This window comes from Enterobacter sp. KB-280D8 (assembly GCF_041399405.1).
Lineage (GTDB): Bacteria > Pseudomonadota > Gammaproteobacteria > Enterobacterales > Enterobacteriaceae > Enterobacter > Enterobacter cloacae_N.
In genome coordinates, this window is record NZ_JBGKEC010000003.1 from 300390 (window position 1) to 318216 (window position 17827).

Annotated in this window: 23 protein-coding genes; 16 read left to right on the forward strand and 7 right to left on the reverse strand. The window is 57.8% G+C overall.

Annotated elements, in window-relative coordinates; translation table 11 throughout:
• Positions 1-2 precede the first annotated feature (2 nt).
• From AB8818_RS11450 to ruvX, 6 genes are all read left to right on the forward strand, one after another.
• Positions 3-500, forward strand: a complete 498-nt coding sequence (locus AB8818_RS11450) for a SprT family zinc-dependent metalloprotease (RefSeq protein WP_003860035.1) — start codon at positions 3-5, stop codon at positions 498-500.
• 94 nt (positions 501-594) lie between these two features.
• Positions 595-1302 (forward strand): deoxyribonuclease I, encoded by a 708-nt coding sequence (gene endA / locus AB8818_RS11455; protein WP_166712308.1) that lies wholly within the window; start codon positions 595-597, stop codon positions 1300-1302.
• Positions 1303-1353: 51 nt separating this feature from the next.
• Positions 1354-2085 (forward strand): 16S rRNA (uracil(1498)-N(3))-methyltransferase, encoded by a 732-nt coding sequence (rsmE, locus tag AB8818_RS11460; RefSeq protein ID WP_014833222.1) that lies wholly within the window; start codon positions 1354-1356, stop codon positions 2083-2085.
• A 19-nt stretch (positions 2086-2104) separates the two neighbouring features.
• Positions 2105-3052 carry a glutathione synthase gene (gene gshB / locus AB8818_RS11465; RefSeq protein ID WP_192982637.1) on the forward strand — a complete coding sequence of 316 codons (948 nt, stop codon included), beginning with the start codon at positions 2105-2107 and terminating at the stop codon, positions 3050-3052.
• 74 nt (positions 3053-3126) lie between these two features.
• Complete coding sequence (locus tag AB8818_RS11470) at positions 3127-3687, forward strand: YqgE/AlgH family protein (RefSeq protein WP_020883695.1); 561 nt, start codon at positions 3127-3129, stop codon at positions 3685-3687.
• Positions 3687-4103, forward strand: coding sequence for a Holliday junction resolvase RuvX (ruvX, locus tag AB8818_RS11475; protein WP_021242076.1), 417 nt, complete (start codon positions 3687-3689; stop codon positions 4101-4103). The genes AB8818_RS11470 and ruvX overlap by 1 nt, the downstream gene beginning before the upstream one ends.
• A 10-nt stretch (positions 4104-4113) precedes the next feature.
• On the opposite strand, the gene AB8818_RS11480 is transcribed toward ruvX, so the two are convergent.
• The gene (locus AB8818_RS11480) at positions 4114-5094 is read right to left on the reverse strand and encodes a type IV pilus twitching motility protein PilT (RefSeq protein ID WP_371199889.1); all 981 of its coding nucleotides are present in this window, start codon (positions 5092-5094) and stop codon (positions 4114-4116) included.
• Positions 5095-5111: 17 nt separating this feature from the next.
• Here AB8818_RS11480 and AB8818_RS11485 point away from each other — a divergent pair, with 17 nt between their 5' ends.
• The 6 genes from AB8818_RS11485 (at position 5112) to AB8818_RS11510 (ending at position 8852) form a co-directional block, all read left to right on the forward strand.
• Positions 5112-5813 carry a YggS family pyridoxal phosphate-dependent enzyme gene (locus AB8818_RS11485; RefSeq protein ID WP_116341960.1) on the forward strand — a complete coding sequence of 234 codons (702 nt, stop codon included), beginning with the start codon at positions 5112-5114 and terminating at the stop codon, positions 5811-5813.
• Positions 5814-5834: 21 nt separating this feature from the next.
• Positions 5835-6401, forward strand: a complete 567-nt coding sequence (locus AB8818_RS11490) for a YggT family protein (RefSeq protein ID WP_116341962.1) — start codon at positions 5835-5837, stop codon at positions 6399-6401.
• Positions 6398-6694 (forward strand): DUF167 family protein YggU, encoded by a 297-nt coding sequence (gene yggU, locus AB8818_RS11495; protein ID WP_014885193.1) that lies wholly within the window; start codon positions 6398-6400, stop codon positions 6692-6694. Before AB8818_RS11490 ends, yggU begins: the two co-directional genes overlap by 4 nt.
• Positions 6695-6697: 3 nt before the next feature.
• Positions 6698-7291, forward strand: a complete 594-nt coding sequence (locus tag AB8818_RS11500) for an XTP/dITP diphosphatase (protein ID WP_192982640.1) — start codon at positions 6698-6700, stop codon at positions 7289-7291.
• Entirely contained in the window at positions 7284-8426 is a 1143-nt protein-coding gene (hemW, locus tag AB8818_RS11505; RefSeq protein WP_116341966.1) for a radical SAM family heme chaperone HemW, read from the forward strand. The genes AB8818_RS11500 and hemW overlap by 8 nt, the downstream gene beginning before the upstream one ends.
• A 63-nt stretch (positions 8427-8489) precedes the next feature.
• Positions 8490-8852 carry an endonuclease domain-containing protein gene (locus AB8818_RS11510; RefSeq protein WP_045308346.1) on the forward strand — a complete coding sequence of 121 codons (363 nt, stop codon included), beginning with the start codon at positions 8490-8492 and terminating at the stop codon, positions 8850-8852.
• Between the two features lie 67 nt (positions 8853-8919).
• On the opposite strand, the gene AB8818_RS11515 is transcribed toward AB8818_RS11510, so the two are convergent.
• Genes AB8818_RS11515 through trmB form a run of 3 tightly spaced genes read right to left on the reverse strand, consistent with a single transcriptional unit; the run spans position 8920 to position 10738 of the window.
• Entirely contained in the window at positions 8920-9636 is a 717-nt protein-coding gene (locus AB8818_RS11515; RefSeq protein ID WP_163329651.1) for a DUF2884 domain-containing protein, read from the reverse strand.
• 56 nt (positions 9637-9692) lie between these two features.
• Positions 9693-10019, reverse strand: coding sequence for a YggL family protein (locus tag AB8818_RS11520; protein ID WP_003862421.1), 327 nt, complete (start codon positions 10017-10019; stop codon positions 9693-9695).
• Positions 10019-10738, reverse strand: coding sequence for a tRNA (guanosine(46)-N7)-methyltransferase TrmB (gene trmB, locus AB8818_RS11525; protein ID WP_163329652.1), 720 nt, complete (start codon positions 10736-10738; stop codon positions 10019-10021). The genes AB8818_RS11520 and trmB overlap by 1 nt, the downstream gene beginning before the upstream one ends.
• A 144-nt stretch (positions 10739-10882) precedes the next feature.
• On the opposite strand from trmB, the gene mutY reads away from it, so the two are divergent.
• The 4 genes from mutY to AB8818_RS11545 all read left to right on the forward strand — a co-directional run bounded on the left by mutY (position 10883) and on the right by AB8818_RS11545 (position 14891).
• Positions 10883-11935, forward strand: coding sequence for an A/G-specific adenine glycosylase (gene mutY, locus AB8818_RS11530; RefSeq protein ID WP_371199890.1), 1053 nt, complete (start codon positions 10883-10885; stop codon positions 11933-11935).
• Positions 11936-11961: 26 nt separating this feature from the next.
• Positions 11962-12234, forward strand: coding sequence for an oxidative damage protection protein (locus AB8818_RS11535; protein WP_023309138.1), 273 nt, complete (start codon positions 11962-11964; stop codon positions 12232-12234).
• Positions 12235-12289: 55 nt separating this feature from the next.
• Positions 12290-13366 (forward strand): membrane-bound lytic murein transglycosylase MltC, encoded by a 1077-nt coding sequence (gene mltC, locus AB8818_RS11540; protein ID WP_045260773.1) that lies wholly within the window; start codon positions 12290-12292, stop codon positions 13364-13366.
• Between the two features lie 268 nt (positions 13367-13634).
• Positions 13635-14891 (forward strand): nucleoside permease, encoded by a 1257-nt coding sequence (locus AB8818_RS11545; protein ID WP_192982645.1) that lies wholly within the window; start codon positions 13635-13637, stop codon positions 14889-14891.
• Positions 14892-14981: 90 nt separating this feature from the next.
• On the opposite strand, the gene citG is transcribed toward AB8818_RS11545, so the two are convergent.
• From citG to citF, 3 genes are read right to left on the reverse strand one after another with little or no spacing between them, the layout of a single operon-like run.
• Positions 14982-15785, reverse strand: a complete 804-nt coding sequence (gene citG / locus AB8818_RS11550; RefSeq protein WP_192982648.1) for a triphosphoribosyl-dephospho-CoA synthase CitG — start codon at positions 15783-15785, stop codon at positions 14982-14984.
• Positions 15763-16302 (reverse strand): citrate lyase holo-[acyl-carrier protein] synthase, encoded by a 540-nt coding sequence (gene citX, locus AB8818_RS11555; RefSeq protein ID WP_192982650.1) that lies wholly within the window; start codon positions 16300-16302, stop codon positions 15763-15765. Before citX ends, citG begins: the two co-directional genes overlap by 23 nt.
• Positions 16303-16304: 2 nt before the next feature.
• Entirely contained in the window at positions 16305-17822 is a 1518-nt protein-coding gene (citF, locus tag AB8818_RS11560) for a citrate lyase subunit alpha (RefSeq protein ID WP_192982653.1), read from the reverse strand.
• Between the last annotated feature and the right edge of the window lie 5 nt (positions 17823-17827).

A 17827-nucleotide genomic window follows, 5' to 3' on the forward strand; every position in this document is an offset into this window, starting at 1 on the left:
CTATGAAAGCTCCCCGTCTCCCCATCGCCATTCAGCAAGCCGTTATGCGCAGCCTGCGGGAAAAACTCGCTCAGGCGAATCTGAAGCTCGGCCGCAACTATCCTGAACCGAAGCTGGTCTATCAGCAGCGTGGTACCGCGGCAGGCACCGCCTGGCTGGAATCATACGAGATCCGCCTTAACCCGGTGCTGATGATGGAGAACCAGCAGGCGTTTATTGAAGAAGTGGTACCGCACGAGCTGGCGCACCTTCTGGTGTGGAAGCACTTTGGCCGCGTCGCGCCCCACGGAAAAGAGTGGAAGTGGATGATGGAGGCGGTGCTTGGGGTTCCGGCGCGCCGCACCCATCAGTTCGAGCTGGAATCAGTGCGCCGCAATACCTTCCCCTACCGCTGCCAGTGCCAGCAGCACCAGCTTACCGTCCGCCGCCATAATCGCGTGGTGCGCGGTGAAGCGACCTACCGCTGCGTCAAATGCGGCGAACCGCTGGTCGCGGAGTAATCGCCTGAACTTTCAGGAACTTTCCTGATCTGACTGATTGCATACGGGAACAACATTCGTTACGTTGCGGGCTCGTTTTGACACGGAGTGTAAGATGTCCCGTAATTTCTCTCTTGCGGTCGCTTTTCTGACGACGGCGCTTTCCGGCCAGGCAATGGCCGACGGTATCAACAGTTTTTCCCAGGCCAAGGCAGCAGGCGTGAAGGTGAACGCCGATGTGCCGGGCGATTTCTACTGCGGCTGCAAAATTAACTGGCAGGGCAAAAAAGGGGTCGTTGACCTTGAGTCATGCGGCTATAAGGTGCGTAAAAACGAAAACCGCGCCAGCCGCATCGAATGGGAGCATGTCGTTCCGGCCTGGCAGTTTGGCCACCAGCGCCAGTGCTGGCAGGACGGCGGACGTAAAAACTGCGCCAAAGATCCGGTATATCGCCAGATGGAAAGCGATATGCATAACCTGCAACCTGCGGTTGGTGAAGTGAACGGCGACCGCGGTAACTTTATGTACAGCCAGTGGAACGGTGGCGAAGGCCAGTACGGCCAGTGCGGCATGAAGGTGGATTTTAAAGAGAAAGTCGCCGAGCCCCCTGCCCGCGCGCGCGGCAGCATCGCCCGCACCTACTTCTATATGCGTGACCGTTATGACCTCAACCTCTCCCGCCAGCAGACGCAGTTGTTCAATGCCTGGGACAAGCAGTATCCGGTGACGGAATGGGAATGCCAGCGCGACGAACGCATTGCCAGAGTCCAGGGGAATCATAACCCGTACGTCCAGCGGGCTTGCCAGGCGCAAAAGAGCTAACCTACACTACGGCAATTCGCTTATATCGCATGACATATGGAATTTTTGACTATGCGCATTCCCCGCATTTACCACCCTGAACTGATTACCGCAGGCCGCGAAATCGCCCTGTCTGATGACGCCGCTAACCACGTTGGCCGCGTGCTGCGCATGGGGGCAGGCCAGGCAATACAGCTGTTCGATGGCTCTAATCAGGTTTTCGACGCGGAAATCACGCGGGCGGATAAAAAAAGCGTGCATGTAAATGTCTTGCGCGGTGAAGTGGACGACCGTGAATCGCCGCTGCACATCCACCTTGGGCAGGTGATGTCGCGCGGGGAAAAGATGGAGTTCACCATTCAAAAATCCATTGAGCTGGGCGTAAGCCTCATTACGCCACTTTTTTCCGAGCGCTGTGGCGTTAAACTGGATGCTGAACGTCTGAATAAAAAGATCCAGCAGTGGCAGAAAATTGCCATTGCGGCCTGCGAACAGAGCGGCCGCAACCGAATCCCGGAGATCCGCCCGGCAATGGATCTGGAGGACTGGTGTGCAGAAGAAGAGAGCGGGCTGAAGCTCAATCTTCATCCGCGCGCCAGCGCCAGCATCAATACGCTGCCGCTGCCCGTCGAGCGCGTTCGGCTGCTGATTGGCCCCGAAGGTGGCCTGTCGGCGGACGAAATTGCGATGACGGCGCGCTACCAGTTTACTGATATTCTGTTGGGACCTCGCGTTCTGCGCACTGAGACAACGGCACTCACGGCCATCACCGCGCTACAGGTGCGGTTTGGCGACCTGGGTTGAAGTATTAACGGAGAAGAACATGATAAAGCTCGGCATCGTGATGGATCCCATCGCAAACATTAACATCAAAAAAGATTCCAGCTTCGCTATGCTGCTGGAAGCGCAGCGTCGCGGCTATGAGCTCCACTATATGGAGATGAACGATCTTTACCTGATCAACGGTGAAGCCCGCGCGCGCACCCGCATCGTTAACGTCGAGCAGGACTACGACAAATGGTACGAGTTTGGCACCGAGCAGGACATTGCCCTGGCCGACCTCAACGTGATCCTGATGCGTAAAGATCCGCCGTTCGATACCGAATATATCTACTCCACCTACATCCTTGAGCGTGCCGAAGAGAAAGGGACGCTTATCGTCAACAAGCCGCAGAGCCTGCGCGACTGCAACGAGAAGCTCTACACCGCCTGGTTCTCTGACCTGACGCCGGAAACGCTGGTGACCCGCAGCAAAGCGCAGCTGAAAGAGTTCTGGCAGAAGCACGGCGACATCATCATGAAGCCGCTGGACGGCATGGGCGGCGCATCTATCTTCCGCGTGAAGGAAGGCGATCCGAACATCGGCGTGATTGCCGAAACGCTGACCGAACTGGGTACCCGTTACTGCATGGCGCAGAACTATCTGCCTGCCATTAAAGATGGCGACAAACGCGTGCTGGTTGTAGACGGCGAGCCGGTGCCTTACTGCCTCGCGCGTATTCCGCAGGGTGGCGAAACCCGCGGTAACCTGGCGGCCGGTGGTCGTGGTGAACCCCGTCCGCTGACCGAAAGCGACTGGGAAATTGCCCGCCGCGTCGGCCCTACGCTGAAAGCCAAAGGCCTGATCTTCGTTGGCCTGGATATCATCGGCGATCGCCTGACTGAAGTGAACGTCACCAGCCCAACCTGCATTCGCGAAATCGAAGCGGAGTTCCCGATCTCGATCACCGGAATGCTGATGGACGCGATCGAAAAACGTTTACAGAAATAATCTGTGACAGCGCCCGGGTTTATCCCCATACTGGGCGCTGTCGCTTTTTAAACCAGGAAACAGTACCTCTGACAATGAATTTACAGCATCACTTTCTTATTGCCATGCCTGCTCTCCAGGATCCGATTTTTCGCCGCGCCGTGGTTTATATTTGTGAATACAATGAAGACGGCGCAATGGGCATTATCATCAATAAGCCGCTGGAAAACCTGCAGGTTGAAGGGATTCTGGACAAGCTGAAAATCTCGGCTGAAGAGCGCCTGCCGGAAATTCGGCTTGATAAACCGGTGATGCTGGGTGGACCTCTTGCAGAAGATCGCGGCTTTATTCTGCATACCCCGCCGGTTTTCTCGTCCAGCATTCGCATCTCCGACAACACCGTGATCACGACCTCGCGCGACGTACTTGAGACGCTGGGTACCGCAGAGCAGCCTTCTGAGGTGCTGGTGGCGCTGGGCTATTCGTCGTGGGAAAAAGGCCAGCTTGAGCAAGAGATCCTCGATAACGCCTGGCTTACCGCACCTGCGGACATGAATATTCTGTTTAAAACCCCGATAGCCGATCGCTGGCGTGACGCGGCAAAGCTGATTGGCATTGATATTCTGACCATGCCAGGCGTAGCGGGGCACGCCTGATGAGCGGAACACTTCTGGCCTTCGATTTTGGCACCAAAAGCATTGGCGTTGCCGTGGGTCAGCGCATCACCGGTACCGCGCGTCCGCTCACGGCCCTGAAGGCCAACGACGGCACGCCAGACTGGAATCTTATCGAACGTCTGCTCAAAGAGTGGCAGCCGGATGACGTTATCGTTGGGCTGCCGCTGAACATGGACGGCACGGAACAACCGCTGACCGCCCGGGCGCGTAAGTTCGCCAATAAAATCCATGGCCGCTTTGGCGTCTCGGTGAAGCTTCACGACGAGCGTCTCAGCACCGTCGAAGCGCGTGCAGGCCTGTTTGAGCACGGTGGCTTCCGGGCGCTCAACAAGGGCAGCGTAGACTCCGCTTCAGCCGTCATCATCCTCGAAAGCTATTTCGAACAGGGCTTTTAAACGAAGGGGGCTACAGCCGCCCCTGTGCCCGTCTCTCCGCCAGGCTCTGGTCAAAGTTCTGCATTCCTGCCTGCTGGCCGGTTTGAATAATGCCGGGCAGCTGCCACGTTTTTCCTTCACGAATAAGATTCGCCGCCGCTGCGGTGTTCACCAGCAGTTCATACAACGCGACGCGCCCGCCCTGCAGATCGGGAAGCAGCTTTTGCGCCAGCACCGCCCGCAGGCTGCCGGCCAGCTGGTTACGCACCGGATCTTTCTCCTGCGCCGGGAACGTATCGACCAGCCGTTCAATTGCCTGCGATGCCCCGCGAGTGTGGAGCGTCGCCAGCACCAGATGCCCGGTCTCCGCCGCCGTCAGCGCCAGGCGGATTGTTTCGCTGTCGCGCAGCTCACCCAGTAAAATAACGTCCGGGTCCTCGCGTAATGCACTGCGCAGCGCCTCCACAAATGATGGACTGTGCTGGCCTATCTCCCGCTGCTGAATCAGGCAACGTTCACTCTGGTACATAAACTCCACCGGATCTTCGAGCGTGAGGATGTGGCCGTCAGTATGGCGGTTGAGAAAATCGACCATTGCGGCCAGCGTGGTGGATTTGCCGCTGCCGGTCGCTCCCGTTACCAGAACCAACCCGTTGTCGCTGGACAAGAGTTCGGGAATGGCCCGCGGCACACCCAGCGAGGAAAGCTGCGGACAGGTGCGCGGCAACAGCCGCAGAGTGACGGATATCCCCTTCATCTGCTTAAACGCGCTCCCGCGCAGACGCTGGTCTTCCGCCACCGTCACGGCAAAATCGACCTGCCCGTTTGCCCACCAGGTTCCCTGCTGCTCGTCGTTGAGCCACGCTTTCAACAACGCCCCGACATCAGGCGGCGGAAACGGCGCCGGTTCAAGGCGGCCTAATCTGCGCCAGCGGGGTGGCAAATCACTGCACAGGTGTAGATCGGAGACGTTATGCTTTACACTAAGGGCCACAATTTCTTCCACATCCATAGACTACTCCTCGGAAAATGAACGACATTGCGCATAACCTGGCACAGGTTCGGGACAAAATCTCAGCCGCAGCAACGCGTTGCGGCCGTGCTTCAGAAGAAATTACGCTACTTGCAGTCAGCAAAACAAAGCCTGCGAGCGCCATCGCAGAAGCCATTGCGGCAGGCCAGCGGGCGTTTGGCGAAAACTACGTGCAGGAAGGCGTGGATAAAATTCGCTACTTCCAGGAGCAGGGTACTTCTGATCTGCAGTGGCACTTTATTGGCCCACTGCAGTCGAACAAGAGCCGTCTGGTGGCAGAGCACTTCGACTGGTGCCATACCGTTGACCGTCTGCGTATTGCCACACGCCTGAGCGACCAGCGCCCGGCAGAGATGCCTGCGCTTAACGTGCTGATTCAGATCAACATCAGTGATGAAAACAGCAAGTCCGGCATCGCCCTGAGCGAGCTGGATGCGCTGGCCGCAGAGGTGGCCGCCCTGCCTCGCTTAACCCTGCGCGGGCTGATGGCAATTCCGGCGCCTGAGTCAAGTTATGAAAGGCAGTTTGCCGTGGCACAGCAAATGGCTGTAGCATTTGAGGCGCTTAAAGCGCGCTATGAAACGGTAGACACGCTTTCACTGGGCATGTCGGATGATATGGAAGCCGCCATCGCGGCAGGCAGCACTATGGTGCGCATCGGCACAGCCGTTTTCGGTGCGCGCGACTACACCAAATAATAAGGAAACCTGAGGAACGCCATGAAGACGTTGACTTTCCTGCTCTCAACGGTCATTGAGCTGTATACGATGGCGCTTTTGCTACGCGTCTGGATGCAGTGGGCCCGCTGTGACTTTTACAATCCGTTCTCCCAGTTTGTCGTGAAAATTACGCAACCTGTCGTCGGACCGCTGCGCCGTATTATCCCGGCAATGGGGCCCATCGATAGCGCTTCGCTGCTGGTGGCGTTTATTCTGAGCGTGATCAAAGCCATCGTGCTGTTTATGGTCATCACCTTCCAGCCGATTATCTGGATTGCCGCCGTCCTGATTCTGATCAAAACCGTCGGTCTGCTGATCTTCTGGGTGCTGTTGGTTATGGCGATCATGAGCTGGGTGAGCCAAGGCCGTAGCCCTGTAGAGTACGCCTTGATTCAGCTGGCCGAGCCGCTGCTGCGTCCGATCCGCAACCTGCTTCCGTCTATGGGCGGCATCGACTTCTCCCCGATGATTCTGGTTCTGCTGCTCTATGTGATCAACATGGGGATCGCCGAGCTGCTTCAGTCTACGGGCGACATGCTGCTGCCGGGGCTGTGGATGGCGCTATGAGTGCAGTAAGCACCTGCGCTGACGGGCTGGTTTTGCGGCTGTATATTCAGCCGAAAGCCAGCCGTGACAGTATTGTCGGGCTGCATGGCGACGAGTTAAAGGTCGCCATCACCGCCCCGCCGGTTGACGGCCAGGCGAACGCGCATCTGACCAAATATCTGGCAAAACAGTTTCGCGTCGCCAAAAGCCAGGTCATCATTGAAAAAGGTGAACTTGGGCGACATAAACAGGTAAAAATCCTTAATCCGCAATCTATCCCGACGGAAGTCGCGGCTCTGACAGAACAGGACTAAACCATGCAGAAAGTTGTTCTCGCGACCGGTAATGCCGGTAAAGTGCGCGAGCTGGCCTCGCTATTAAATGATTTTGGGCTGGACGTAGTGGCTCAGACCGAGCTGGGCGTGGAGTCCGCCGAAGAGACGGGGCTGGCGTTTATCGAAAACGCGATCCTGAAAGCGCGCCATGCCGCACAGGTCACCGGCCTGCCCGCGATTGCCGACGACTCCGGTCTGGCCGTGGATTTCCTCGGCGGCGCGCCGGGAATTTACTCCGCACGCTATTCCGGCGTGGACGCCACCGACCAGCAGAATCTGGAAAAGCTGCTTGTCGCCCTGAAAGACGTACCGGACGAACAGCGCACCGCGCAGTTCCACTGCGTACTGGTCTATATGCGCCACGCGGAAGACCCGACGCCTATTGTCTGCCACGGCAGCTGGCCGGGCGTGATTACCCGTGAAGCGGCTGGCAACGGCGGCTTTGGCTACGACCCGATTTTCTTTGTCCCGACCGAGGGAAAAACCGCCGCGGAACTGACCCGCGAAGAGAAAAGCGCGATATCCCACCGTGGACGCGCGCTGAAACTGTTACTGGAAGCACTGCGTAATGGCTAATTTGCCGCCTCTGAGTCTTTATATTCACATCCCGTGGTGCGTGCAGAAATGCCCGTATTGCGATTTCAACTCGCACGCGCTGAAGGGCGAAGTGCCGCACGATGATTACGTTGCGCATCTGCTGGCCGATCTGGACGCCGATGTACCTTACGCACAGGGACGTGAAGTTAAGACCATTTTCATTGGTGGCGGTACGCCGAGCCTGCTGTCAGGCCCGGCGATGCAGACGCTGCTGGACGGCGTGCGTGCGCGCCTGAACCTGGCGGCGGATGCGGAAATTACGATGGAAGCCAACCCCGGCACCGTTGAAGCCGACCGTTTTGTCGACTATCAGCGTGCGGGCGTGAACCGCATCTCCATCGGCGTGCAGAGCTTTAGCGAACCAAAGCTAAAACGTCTGGGGCGCATTCACGGCCCGGAAGAGGCCAAGCGCGCGGCAAACCTGGCGACCGGGCTTAATCTTCGAAGTTTTAACCTCGATTTGATGCATGGCCTGCCGGATCAGTCGCTGGAAGAGGCGCTGGACGACCTGCGCCAGGCAATTGAACTGAACCCGCCGCACCTGTCGTGGTACCAGCTCACCATCGAGCCTAACACCCTGTTTGGCTCGCGCCCGCCGGTGCTGCCGGACGACGACGCGCTGTGGGATATCTTCGAGCAGGGTCACAGGCTTCTGACCGCTGCGGGCTATCAGCAGTACGAAACGTCCGCGTACGCGAAGCCGGGCTACCAGTGCCAGCACAACCTGAACTACTGGCGCTTCGGCGACTATCTGGGGATTGGCTGCGGCGCGCACGGCAAGGTGACCTTCCCGGACGGACGTATTCTGCGCACGGCTAAAACCCGCCACCCGCGCGGGTATATGGAAGGCCGCTACCTGGAGCGTCAGCACGACGTCGAAGCGGCGGATAAGCCGTTTGAGTTCTTTATGAACCGCTTCCGCCTGCTGGAAGCCGCCCCGCGCGCGGAGTTTGCGCTGTACACCGGGCTACCGGAGTCGGTGATCCGCCCGCAGATCGACGAGGCGCTGGCGCAGGGGTATCTCACCGAGAGCGAGGAATACTGGCAGATCACCGAACACGGCAAACTGTTCTTAAACTCCCTTCTTGAGCTGTTCCTCACCGAAGATTCCTGAAGGCTGATTCAGGATTTTGCATCCCGTTCTGCCGGCTGAGGGAAAGGCTGGCAGAGTGTGGGGATGGAAATTACTCGTTCTTATGCAAAACAGCTCAGACGTGAGCTGACAAAAGAAGAAAGGCGGCTTTGGTATCTACTGCGCAGCCGCCGTTTCGAAAATTATAAATTTCGTCGACAGCATCCGGTAGGTAATTACATTCTGGATTTCGCCTGCTGCGCGGCTCGTCTGGCTGTTGAGCTGGATGGCGGGCAACATGATGAGAATCAGGAATACGATCGTCAAAGGACGCTCTGGCTAAATCGAAAGGGCTGGTACGTCATTCGTTTCTGGAACAACGAACTCTGGGATAACGAAGAGGCGGTGTTAGAAAAGATCCTTGAAACACTGCAAATGCTGCAACCCTCACCCCGGCCCTCTCCCTGAAAGGGAGAGGGAGCAAACCATCCCCTCGCCCCTTTGGGGAGAGGGTTAGGGTGAGGGGTGAAGTAAATTACTTCAGCGTCCCCACCAGCGCCTTCCGGCTGTCTTCCAGCGACACCACACGTTTACACACGTCTTTGCCGAACTGCTGGAAATCATTTTCCTGGTTCTTCCACTCGTTCTGAATCGAGGTCTGCAAGCCGCCCAGGCTGCCCAGCACGCCCTGCAGCGGGTTACCGCCGCCTTTCAGCACCGCTTTCGCCCCCATCTCATTGATGCTGTCCTGCAGGATGCCGCCCATGGCCTGATTCACCAGCTGCTGCCCGTCAGCACGGACCTGATCGATCGCCTTATAGTGGAACGTCAGGCCGTCGGAGCGCGTCTCGATAATGCGGTTCATCTGTTCTTTAAGCTGCTTGTCCAGCTTCGTCAGGCGGGTGCGCATGTTGCTGCTCTCCCCCACCTCTTTGGTGATGATCTTATCCAGCGCGACGCGGCTTTTCTCAACGCGCGTCAGCGCGCCTTCATTAATCCACGGCAGCGCGGTACGCAAATCGGCCTGGTAGTCTTTCGCCTGCTCGCGCTGTGCGGCAGTCAGGGTGTACTGTTTGCCGTTAAAGGTGACGTTCCCTTCCGGCGTAATCACCAGGTTGCCGTTTTCGCCTTTGACCTGCACGGTTTGCGGGCTTAACACCACGTCATCACGCGGGGTGACGCTACATTGATAATCCGCATGGGCGGTGAATCCGGTTGCCATCAAAGCAACAGCCAGCAACGTTTTGCGCATCTTAAACACTCCCTCAGACAAAATGGGCCAGCTAATGCTGGCCCCTTACTGCTTTATTAGTCCCACCAAACGTCGAAAAGTTCGCTGACGCGAACATCTTCCAGCTTGTGGTCCTCAAGCCATTTACGTACCAGCGCCTGATGTTCTTCGGTGCATTTACCCACTTCCTGGGTGCAGATCAGACCTTCCCAGGCCAGATAGCCGCTACCGTCGAAGGCCAGTTTGTTTGGCTCGATCACCTCGTTGATGAACGCATCCACGTCCTGATCGATCTGCTCAACGCTGGTGCCTTCCGGGAAACGCCACGCAACGGAGAAGCCCACTTCCTGGAATTCTTCGATGTGCATCTTTTTACGCAGACGACGGCTACGATTCTTTGCCATTATTTCACCCTCTCGAACATTAAGTCCCATACACCGTGACCAAGACGATGGCCACGCTGTTCAAATTTCGTTACCGGACGCGAGTCCGGACGCGGTACATAGTCGCTGCTCACAGACTGGTTTTTATACCCATCCAGCGATGACATCACTTCCAGCATATGTTCCGCATAAGGTTCCCAGTCGGTCGCCATATGGAAGACACCGCCCAGTTTGAGCTTGCTTTTTACCAGCTCAGCAAACGGTGCCTGAACGATACGGCGTTTATTATGACGTGCTTTGTGCCACGGGTCAGGGAAAAAGAGCTGAACCATGGTTAAAGAATTGTCAGGAATCATTTTATGCAGCACTTCCACCGCGTCGTGACACATGACGCGCAGGTTCTCAACGCCCTCTTCATGGGCGGTTGCGAGACAGGCGCCCACGCCCGGGGAGTGCACCTCAATACCGAGGAAGTTCTGCTCAGGACGCGCCTTCGCCATGGTCACCAGCGAGGCGCCCATCCCAAAGCCGATCTCCAGCGTGACGGGCGCGTCGCGACCAAACAGCTCGGCAAAGTCCAGAGGCTGCTCGCTGAACTCAACGCCCATCACCGGCCAGTAGTTATCCAGCGCATGTTGCTGCCCTTTTGTCAGGCGGCCCTGACGGCGGACAAAGCTGCGAATACGGCGCAGCGGGCGACCGTTTTCATCAAATTCCGGTGAAATGACGTCGTTTTTCATAAAAGAGTTGTCTGCTTGTGAGAATGTTCGGGAAACGGGCATTATCCAAAGTTAAGGCTTCTATGCAAGCATGGGAAAGATCCGGTTTACAGCAGATTGACGCTGTGCTGCAATCTGCGTCCCTGATTATGCGAATCGATGACCATGCAAGCCTCTCAATTTTCAGCCCAGGTGCTGGACTGGTACGACAAATACGGGCGTAAAACCCTGCCCTGGCAAATTGAAAAAACGCCGTACAAAGTATGGCTCTCCGAGGTGATGTTGCAACAAACGCAGGTCGCCACAGTGATCCCTTACTTCGAGCGTTTTATGGCGCGCTTCCCGACGGTGACCGATCTGGCCAACGCCCCGCTGGACGAGGTGCTGCACCTGTGGACCGGTCTTGGCTACTACGCCCGGGCGCGTAACCTGCACAAGGCCGCACAGCAGGTCGCGACGCGCCACAACGGCAAATTCCCGGAAACCTTCGACGAGGTGGCGGACTTACCCGGCGTCGGGCGTTCAACCGCGGGCGCCATTCTCTCCCTGTCTTTAGGCAAGCATTTCCCGATCCTCGACGGCAACGTGAAGCGCGTGCTGGCCCGCTTTTATGCCGTCGACGGCTGGCCGGGTAAGAAGGACGTTGAGAAACGTCTTTGGGAAATAAGTGAAACGGTCACCCCGGCCAACGGCGTCGAGCGTTTCAACCAGGCGATGATGGATCTCGGCGCAATGGTCTGCACGCGTTCAAAACCTAAGTGTGAACTCTGCCCGGTAAACAACCTCTGCGTGGCCTACGCCAACCATTCATGGGCGCAGTATCCGGGTAAGAAACCCAAACAGACGCTGCCGGAGCGCACGGGCTATATGCTGCTGATGCAGCACGGCGACGACGTGTTCCTTGCCCAGCGTCCGCCGAGCGGTCTGTGGGGTGGTCTATACTGCTTCCCACAGTTTGAAAATGAAGACTTGCTGCGTGAGTGGCTTCAAAAGCGCAGGATTGCTGCCGATAACCTGACGCAGCTGACCGCGTTTCGCCATACCTTCAGCCATTTCCATCTGGATATTGTCCCGATGTGGCTTCCCGTGTCCTCATTCACCTCGTGCATGGATGAAGGCACCGCTCTCTGGTATAACTTAGCGCAACCGCCATCAGTCGGGCTGGCGGCTCCCGTAGAGCGCCTGTTACAGCAATTACGTGCCGGTGCAATGGTTTAGCATCGACAAGAAAAAGAGGAATGAGTATGGCCAGAACGATTTTTTGTACTTTCCTGCAGCGCGACGCTGAAGGCCAGGATTTCCAGCTTTATCCGGGGGATCTGGGCAAGCGCATCTATAACGAGATCTCCAAAGAAGCCTGGGGACAGTGGCAGAAAAAGCAGACCATGCTGATCAACGAGAAAAAGCTCAGCATGATGAACCCGGAGCACCGCAAGCTGCTGGAGCAGGAGATGGTGAGCTTCCTGTTCGAAGGTAAAGACGTGCACATCGAAGGCTATACGCCGCCGGAAAAATAACAGCGTGCGGGTGAACCCCGCCGTTAAAGCAAACACAACACGCACTCCCGGAATGATGAAAAAACTTTTAGCGCTAGCCCTTGTTGCGCCGTTGCTGGTCTCGTGTTCGTCCAAAAAAGGCGATGATTACAACGAAGCCTGGGTCAAGGACACCAACGGTTTTGACATTTTGATGGGGCAGTTTGCCCACAACATCGAGAATATATGGGGATTTAACGAAGTTCTTATTGCCGGACCGAAGGACTACGTTAAGTACACCGACGCCTATCTGACCCGTAGCCACATCAACTTTGATGAGGGTACGATCACCATTGAAACCATCGCAGGCACTGACCCTGCGGCACGGCTGCGTCAGGCGATCGTCAAAACCCTGTTGATGGGTGACGATCCGGGATCTATCGATCTCTACTCCGATGCCGACGACATCACCATCTCAAAAGAGCCGTTCCTGTACGGTCAGGTAGTTGACCAGACCGGACAGCCGATCCGCTGGGAAGGCCGCGCCACGAAATTTGCCGACTACCTGCTGCAGACGCGCCTGAAGAGCCGCTCTAACGGCCTGAAGATCATCTACAGCGTCACCATCAACCTTGTCCCGAACCACCTCGACAAGCGTGCGCACAAGTACCTTGGCATGGTGCGTCAGGCATCGCGTAAGTACGGCGTGGATGAGTCGCTGATCCTGGCGATTATGCAGACCGAATCCTCGTTTAACCCGTACGCGGTGAGCCGTTCGGACGCGCTGGGGCTGATGCAGGTTGTGCAGCACAGCGCCGGTAAAGACGTCTTCCGCTCGCAGGGGAAATCCGGCACGCCGAGCCGCAGCTACCTGTTCGACCCGCAGAGCAACATTGATACCGGGACCGCCTACCTGGCGATGCTGAACAACGTTTACCTGGGCGGCATCGATAACCCGACGTCGCGTCGCTACGCGGTGATTACAGCCTACAACGGCGGCGCGGGCAGCGTGCTGCGCGTCTTCTCGAACGACAAAGTGCAGGCCGCAAACATCATTAACAGCATGGCACCGGGGGATGTCTACTCAACCCTCACCACTCGCCACCCGTCTGCGGAATCCCGCCGCTATCTGTATAAGGTGAATACGGCGCAGAAGAACTATCGTCGCCGCTGATCGGCACACCTTCTCCCACAGGGAGAAGGTGTTCTGTTTCCCCTCTCCCTGTGGGAGAGGGTCAGGGTGAGGGCATCAGGCCGCACCCATCCCCCACCCATACGAAAACGTTATTTGCATCACAATCCAAACTGCAAATTAATGTGGATTGCATTTTTTTGCGGGAGATAACAAAACATATCGTTGCCAACTGATAGAATTGCATCAAATAACAACCCTGAATGTTCCAAAAACAACATATCTCCCGCTCACTTGTGAGGAAAGTAACATGAACCTTAAGCTGCAGCTTAAAATATTGTCGTTTCTGCAGTTCTGCCTGTGGGGTAGCTGGCTGACTACACTCGGCTCCTATATGTTTGTGACGCTCAAGTTCGACGGTGCGTCAATCGGTGCCGTATACAGCTCGCTGGGTATTGCGGCTGTCTTTATGCCAACGCTGCTCGGTATCGTGGCGGATAAATGGTTAAGCGCGAAGTGGCTGTACATGCTTTGCCATCTGGTGGGTGCGGGGACGCTGTTTATGGCGGCCGAAGTGACCACGCCGGGGGCGATGTTTATGGTGATCCTGCTTAACTCGCTGGCCTATATGCCAACGCTTGGGTTGATCAACACCATCTCCTACTACCGCCTGAAATCTGCCGGCCTGGATATCGTCACCGATTTCCCGCCTATCCGCATCTGGGGCACCATCGGCTTTATCATGGCGATGTGGGGCGTGAGCTTCGCGGGCTTTGAACTGAGCCATATGCAGCTCTACATCGGTGCAGCGCTCTCCGTGCTGCTGGCGATCTTCACCCTGACGCTGCCAACCATTCCGGTTTCTAACCAGCAAAAAAACCAGAGCTGGAGCACCATGCTTGGCCTGGACGCGTTCGCGCTGTTCAAAAACAAACGCATGGCGATCTTCTTTATCTTCTCCATGCTGCTGGGTGCAGAGCTGCAAATCACCAACATGTTCGGCAACACCTTCCTGCACAGCTTCGATAACGATCCTCTGTTTGCCGGGAGCTTTATCGTCGAGCACGCGTCGGTAATGATGTCCATCTCGCAGATCTCCGAGACGCTGTTTATTCTGACCATCCCGTTCTTCCTGAGCCGCTACGGCATCAAAAACGTCATGCTGATCAGTATCGCTGCGTGGATGCTGCGCTTCGGCCTGTTCGCCTACGGCGACCCGAGCGCGTTCGGTACCATGCTGCTGGTGCTGTCGATGATTGTTTACGGATGCGCCTTCGACTTCTTCAACATCTCCGGTTCGGTGTTTGTGGAAAAAGAGGTGAAGCCTGAAATCCGCGCCAGCGCGCAGGGCATGTTCCTGATGATGACCAACGGCTTCGGCTGTATTCTGGGCGGCGTAGTGAGCGGTAAAGTGGTGGAGATGTACACCACCAACGGCATCACCGACTGGCAGCCTGTGTGGCTGATCTTCGCCGCGTACTCGCTGGTACTGTTCTTCGCGTTCATCGCGCTGTTCAAGTACAAGCACGTACGTGAACCGCACGGTGCGCAGCCTATTGCGCATTGATCCTTGATGTCTTTTGCCCGGTGGCGGCTTCGCCTTACCGGGCCTACAAAAGCACGGAGAGTAGGCCGGGTGAGCATTAGCGCCACCCGGCTATTTTATTGCAGACAACACCCACCCCACCGACAGCAAATCCGCGCTGCCGCCCGGGCTCAGATTGCGTTCAATCAATGCCTTATCCATCTTAAGCAACGCCTCGCGATCCCAGCCGTTTGCCAGCAGTTCCCGCGCATAGCCCTGAACGTAGCGCAGCCCCTCAATGCCGCCGCGCGAAACGAGGTTGCTGTCCTGATTTATCGCCATCAGGCGTAACAGCAGGGCGTGAAGCGACTGTCCGTTCCACTGCGCCAGCGCCCTACGCGCCGTTGCAAAGCCGCTTTCGGCCTCACCGCGCGCGCCGGTTAAGCCGTACTGCTGAAACTGCCGCTCGCCCGCCGTCGCCCGTCCGCTGCGCGCGGCCAGCTCCCGCGACACCAGCCCACGGCAGATGTTACTTACCTCACAGCAGAGGCTGTTTGCCGAGATATTTTTCACACGTCCGGCGGCGAAGCATACTAAACCCAGGGCAAAAATCCCGCCCTTGTGGGTGTTCACTCCGTTCGTCGCAGCATACATCGCCTGCTCGCAGGCCATCCCCATCGGGCGGAGGATCCGTAGCTGCTCGCCAGCAGATTTATCCGCATGCGAGTTGCCCAGCTCGGCAAAGCGCGAAAACCACGGCGCAATCGCCGCAATGCTGCGGACGAACAGCGCGTGGTCCATATCGCGATGGGAGCCGTTATTGAGCTTGTCCACCAGCCCCGGCTTGGGCGTTAGCTCCAGCTCCTGCCACAGCGCCGCTTCGGCAAGCGCGGGCACGTCAGCCGGGCGCGGTTTAGTCGCGAGCAAACCAGTCATCTATCATCTTCTCCACGCGGGAAACCACCTGCTCAACGGGGTGATTGCGCGAACGAGAGCAGGCGTGGGCGGGCTCGTCGCAGATGAGGCAGCGCCTGAGATTTGCCCCCAGCGACTGACGCCCGACGTGGCCGTGCTGAGGACAGATTACGTCCAGATCCCACAGCCTGCCGAGCGGGTGCATCTGCTCCAGCTCCGCACAGTGCGCTTTGATTTCCGTCGCCGGATGGGCCACGCACCAGATGGCCTCAGGCCCGGTCGGGAGCCACAGTACCTGGCGGTCCAGCACCTGCCAGCGGTTTTCCCACAGCAGCTGGTCGCACATCTGCAGCGCCACGCCCATGGTATTGCGATAGCGCAGGCTGTCTTTGATTTCCCCCGGCGTGACCAGCGTGAGGGAAATCACCGGCTGTTGATAGTGCGTGAGCCAGTCAGCCTGACGGGCTGCGCGGCGCTCTTTCGCCGCCAGCAGTTCCTCCAGGCTGACACCCGTCCGCACGGGTGTCGCAATGGTCATATTCACTCCTTTACCTGTCGAACAGTGTCGATCACGCTGCCGTCGCGGTAGCGGATCACCCCGACGATTTTGTCGGTAAACTCAATCGGTTTCGGTACGCCGGTCAGGGAAATCGCCCGCTCGTAGAGCGCGCTGATGTCCACAACCTTCAGCCCGGCGTCCAGCAGCCGCTCGCGGATCTCCGGGCGCGCCGGGTTGACCGCAATACCGTGATCGGTGACCAGCACGTCGATGCTCTCACCCGGCGTGAGGCGCGTGGTGACCCGCTTCACGACCGTCGGAATGCGGCTGCGCAGCAGCGGCGCGACGACGATGGTCAGGTTCGCCGCGGCGGCCACGTCGCAGTGCCCGCCGGACGCGCCGCGCATCACGCCGTCGGAGCCGGTGATGACGTTAACGTTGAAATCGACGTCAATTTCGAGGGCGCTGAGGATCACTACGTCGAGCTGGTCGCAGCTTGCCGCCTTGCTGCCGGGGTTGGCGTAGACGTTGGTGGAGATCTCCACGTGGTTCGGGTTACGCGCCAGCGAGACCGCCGCCTGGCCGTCAAAGCACTGTGTGTCGAGCAGCTTTTCAATGAGCCCCTTCTCGTGCAGATCCACCAGGCTGCCGGTGATGCCGCCGAGTGCAAAGCGCGCCTTCACGCCGCTGCGCTCCATCTTCTCTTCCATAAAGCGCGTGCAGGCGGTCGCCGCCGCGCCGGAGCCGGTCTGCATCGAGAAGCCCGGTTTGAAGTAGCCGGAGTGTTCAATCACGTCCGCCGCATAGCGGGCGATCATCAGCTCGCGCGGGTTGCTGGTGACGCGCGCCGCGCCGACGCTGATTTTCGCCGGGTCGCCCACGCTTTCAACCTGCACGATGTAGTCCACCTGGTCCTGCACCAGGCTGGCAGGCATATTCGGGAACGGCACCAGTTCTTCGGTGAGCAGTACCACCCTGCGGGCAAAGTGCGCGTCCACCATCGCGTAGCCCAGGGACCCGCAGCATGATTTACCGTGCGTGCCGTTGGCGTTGCCAAACTCATCGCTGCACGGGACGCCGAGAAATGCCACGTCGATATTCAGTTCGCCGTCCTGGAGCAGCTTCACGCGCCCGCCGTGGGAGTGAATCTGCACCGGCTCGTCCATCAGCCCGTGGGAGATGGCGTCCGCCAGCCTGCCGCGCATGCCTGAGGTGTAAATTCGGGTGATGACGCCGCTTTCGATATGTTCGATCAGCGCGTCGTTGCAGGTCATCAGGGAGCTGGAGGCCAGCGTCAGGTTTTTAAAGCCCATTCGCGCCAGCAGCGCCACGACGGTGTTGATCACCCGGTCGCCTTCGCGAAACGCGTGATGGAAGGAGATGGTCATCCCGTCCTGCAGGCCGCAGCGCTTAACGGCCTCTTCAACAGAGGCGCAGAGCTTGCGGCTGTGTTTCGCGTCGCTGTCCGCCAGCCAGGGAGTAGCGCTGTGGGCGGTATCAAAGGGTTTTAAGTCCCGCAAATGGGGGAAATTCACGTGGAGAAGTTCTGTCTGATTCATTTTCT

Bases quoted from the DNA above. Each gene is read 5' to 3' on its own strand.
- trmB (WP_163329652.1), bottom strand. From the start codon at position 10,738: ATGAAAAACGACGTCATTTCACCGGAATTTGATGAAAACGGTCGCCCG.
- gshB (WP_192982637.1), top strand. From the start codon at position 2,105: ATGATAAAGCTCGGCATCGTGATGGATCCCATCGCAAACATTAACATC.
- AB8818_RS11450 (WP_003860035.1), top strand. From the start codon at position 3: ATGAAAGCTCCCCGTCTCCCCATCGCCATTCAGCAAGCCGTTATGCGC.
- AB8818_RS11485 (WP_116341960.1), top strand. From the start codon at position 5,112: ATGAACGACATTGCGCATAACCTGGCACAGGTTCGGGACAAAATCTCA.
- mltC (WP_045260773.1), top strand. From the start codon at position 12,290: ATGAAAAAACTTTTAGCGCTAGCCCTTGTTGCGCCGTTGCTGGTCTCG.
- AB8818_RS11470 (WP_020883695.1), top strand. From the start codon at position 3,127: ATGAATTTACAGCATCACTTTCTTATTGCCATGCCTGCTCTCCAGGAT.
- rsmE (WP_014833222.1), top strand. From the start codon at position 1,354: ATGCGCATTCCCCGCATTTACCACCCTGAACTGATTACCGCAGGCCGC.
- AB8818_RS11545 (WP_192982645.1), top strand. From the start codon at position 13,635: ATGAACCTTAAGCTGCAGCTTAAAATATTGTCGTTTCTGCAGTTCTGC.
- AB8818_RS11510 (WP_045308346.1), top strand. From the start codon at position 8,490: ATGGAAATTACTCGTTCTTATGCAAAACAGCTCAGACGTGAGCTGACA.
- AB8818_RS11490 (WP_116341962.1), top strand. From the start codon at position 5,835: ATGAAGACGTTGACTTTCCTGCTCTCAACGGTCATTGAGCTGTATACG.
- ruvX (WP_021242076.1), top strand. From the start codon at position 3,687: ATGAGCGGAACACTTCTGGCCTTCGATTTTGGCACCAAAAGCATTGGC.
- citX (WP_192982650.1), bottom strand. From the start codon at position 16,302: ATGACCATTGCGACACCCGTGCGGACGGGTGTCAGCCTGGAGGAACTG.
- citG (WP_192982648.1), bottom strand. From the start codon at position 15,785: ATGACTGGTTTGCTCGCGACTAAACCGCGCCCGGCTGACGTGCCCGCG.
- mutY (WP_371199890.1), top strand. From the start codon at position 10,883: ATGCAAGCCTCTCAATTTTCAGCCCAGGTGCTGGACTGGTACGACAAA.
- AB8818_RS11500 (WP_192982640.1), top strand. From the start codon at position 6,698: ATGCAGAAAGTTGTTCTCGCGACCGGTAATGCCGGTAAAGTGCGCGAG.
- AB8818_RS11535 (WP_023309138.1), top strand. From the start codon at position 11,962: ATGGCCAGAACGATTTTTTGTACTTTCCTGCAGCGCGACGCTGAAGGC.
- endA (WP_166712308.1), top strand. From the start codon at position 595: ATGTCCCGTAATTTCTCTCTTGCGGTCGCTTTTCTGACGACGGCGCTT.
- AB8818_RS11520 (WP_003862421.1), bottom strand. From the start codon at position 10,019: ATGGCAAAGAATCGTAGCCGTCGTCTGCGTAAAAAGATGCACATCGAA.
- yggU (WP_014885193.1), top strand. From the start codon at position 6,398: ATGAGTGCAGTAAGCACCTGCGCTGACGGGCTGGTTTTGCGGCTGTAT.
- AB8818_RS11480 (WP_371199889.1), bottom strand. From the start codon at position 5,094: ATGGATGTGGAAGAAATTGTGGCCCTTAGTGTAAAGCATAACGTCTCC.
- hemW (WP_116341966.1), top strand. From the start codon at position 7,284: ATGGCTAATTTGCCGCCTCTGAGTCTTTATATTCACATCCCGTGGTGC.
- AB8818_RS11515 (WP_163329651.1), bottom strand. From the start codon at position 9,636: ATGCGCAAAACGTTGCTGGCTGTTGCTTTGATGGCAACCGGATTCACC.
- citF (WP_192982653.1), bottom strand. From the start codon at position 17,822: ATGAATCAGACAGAACTTCTCCACGTGAATTTCCCCCATTTGCGGGAC.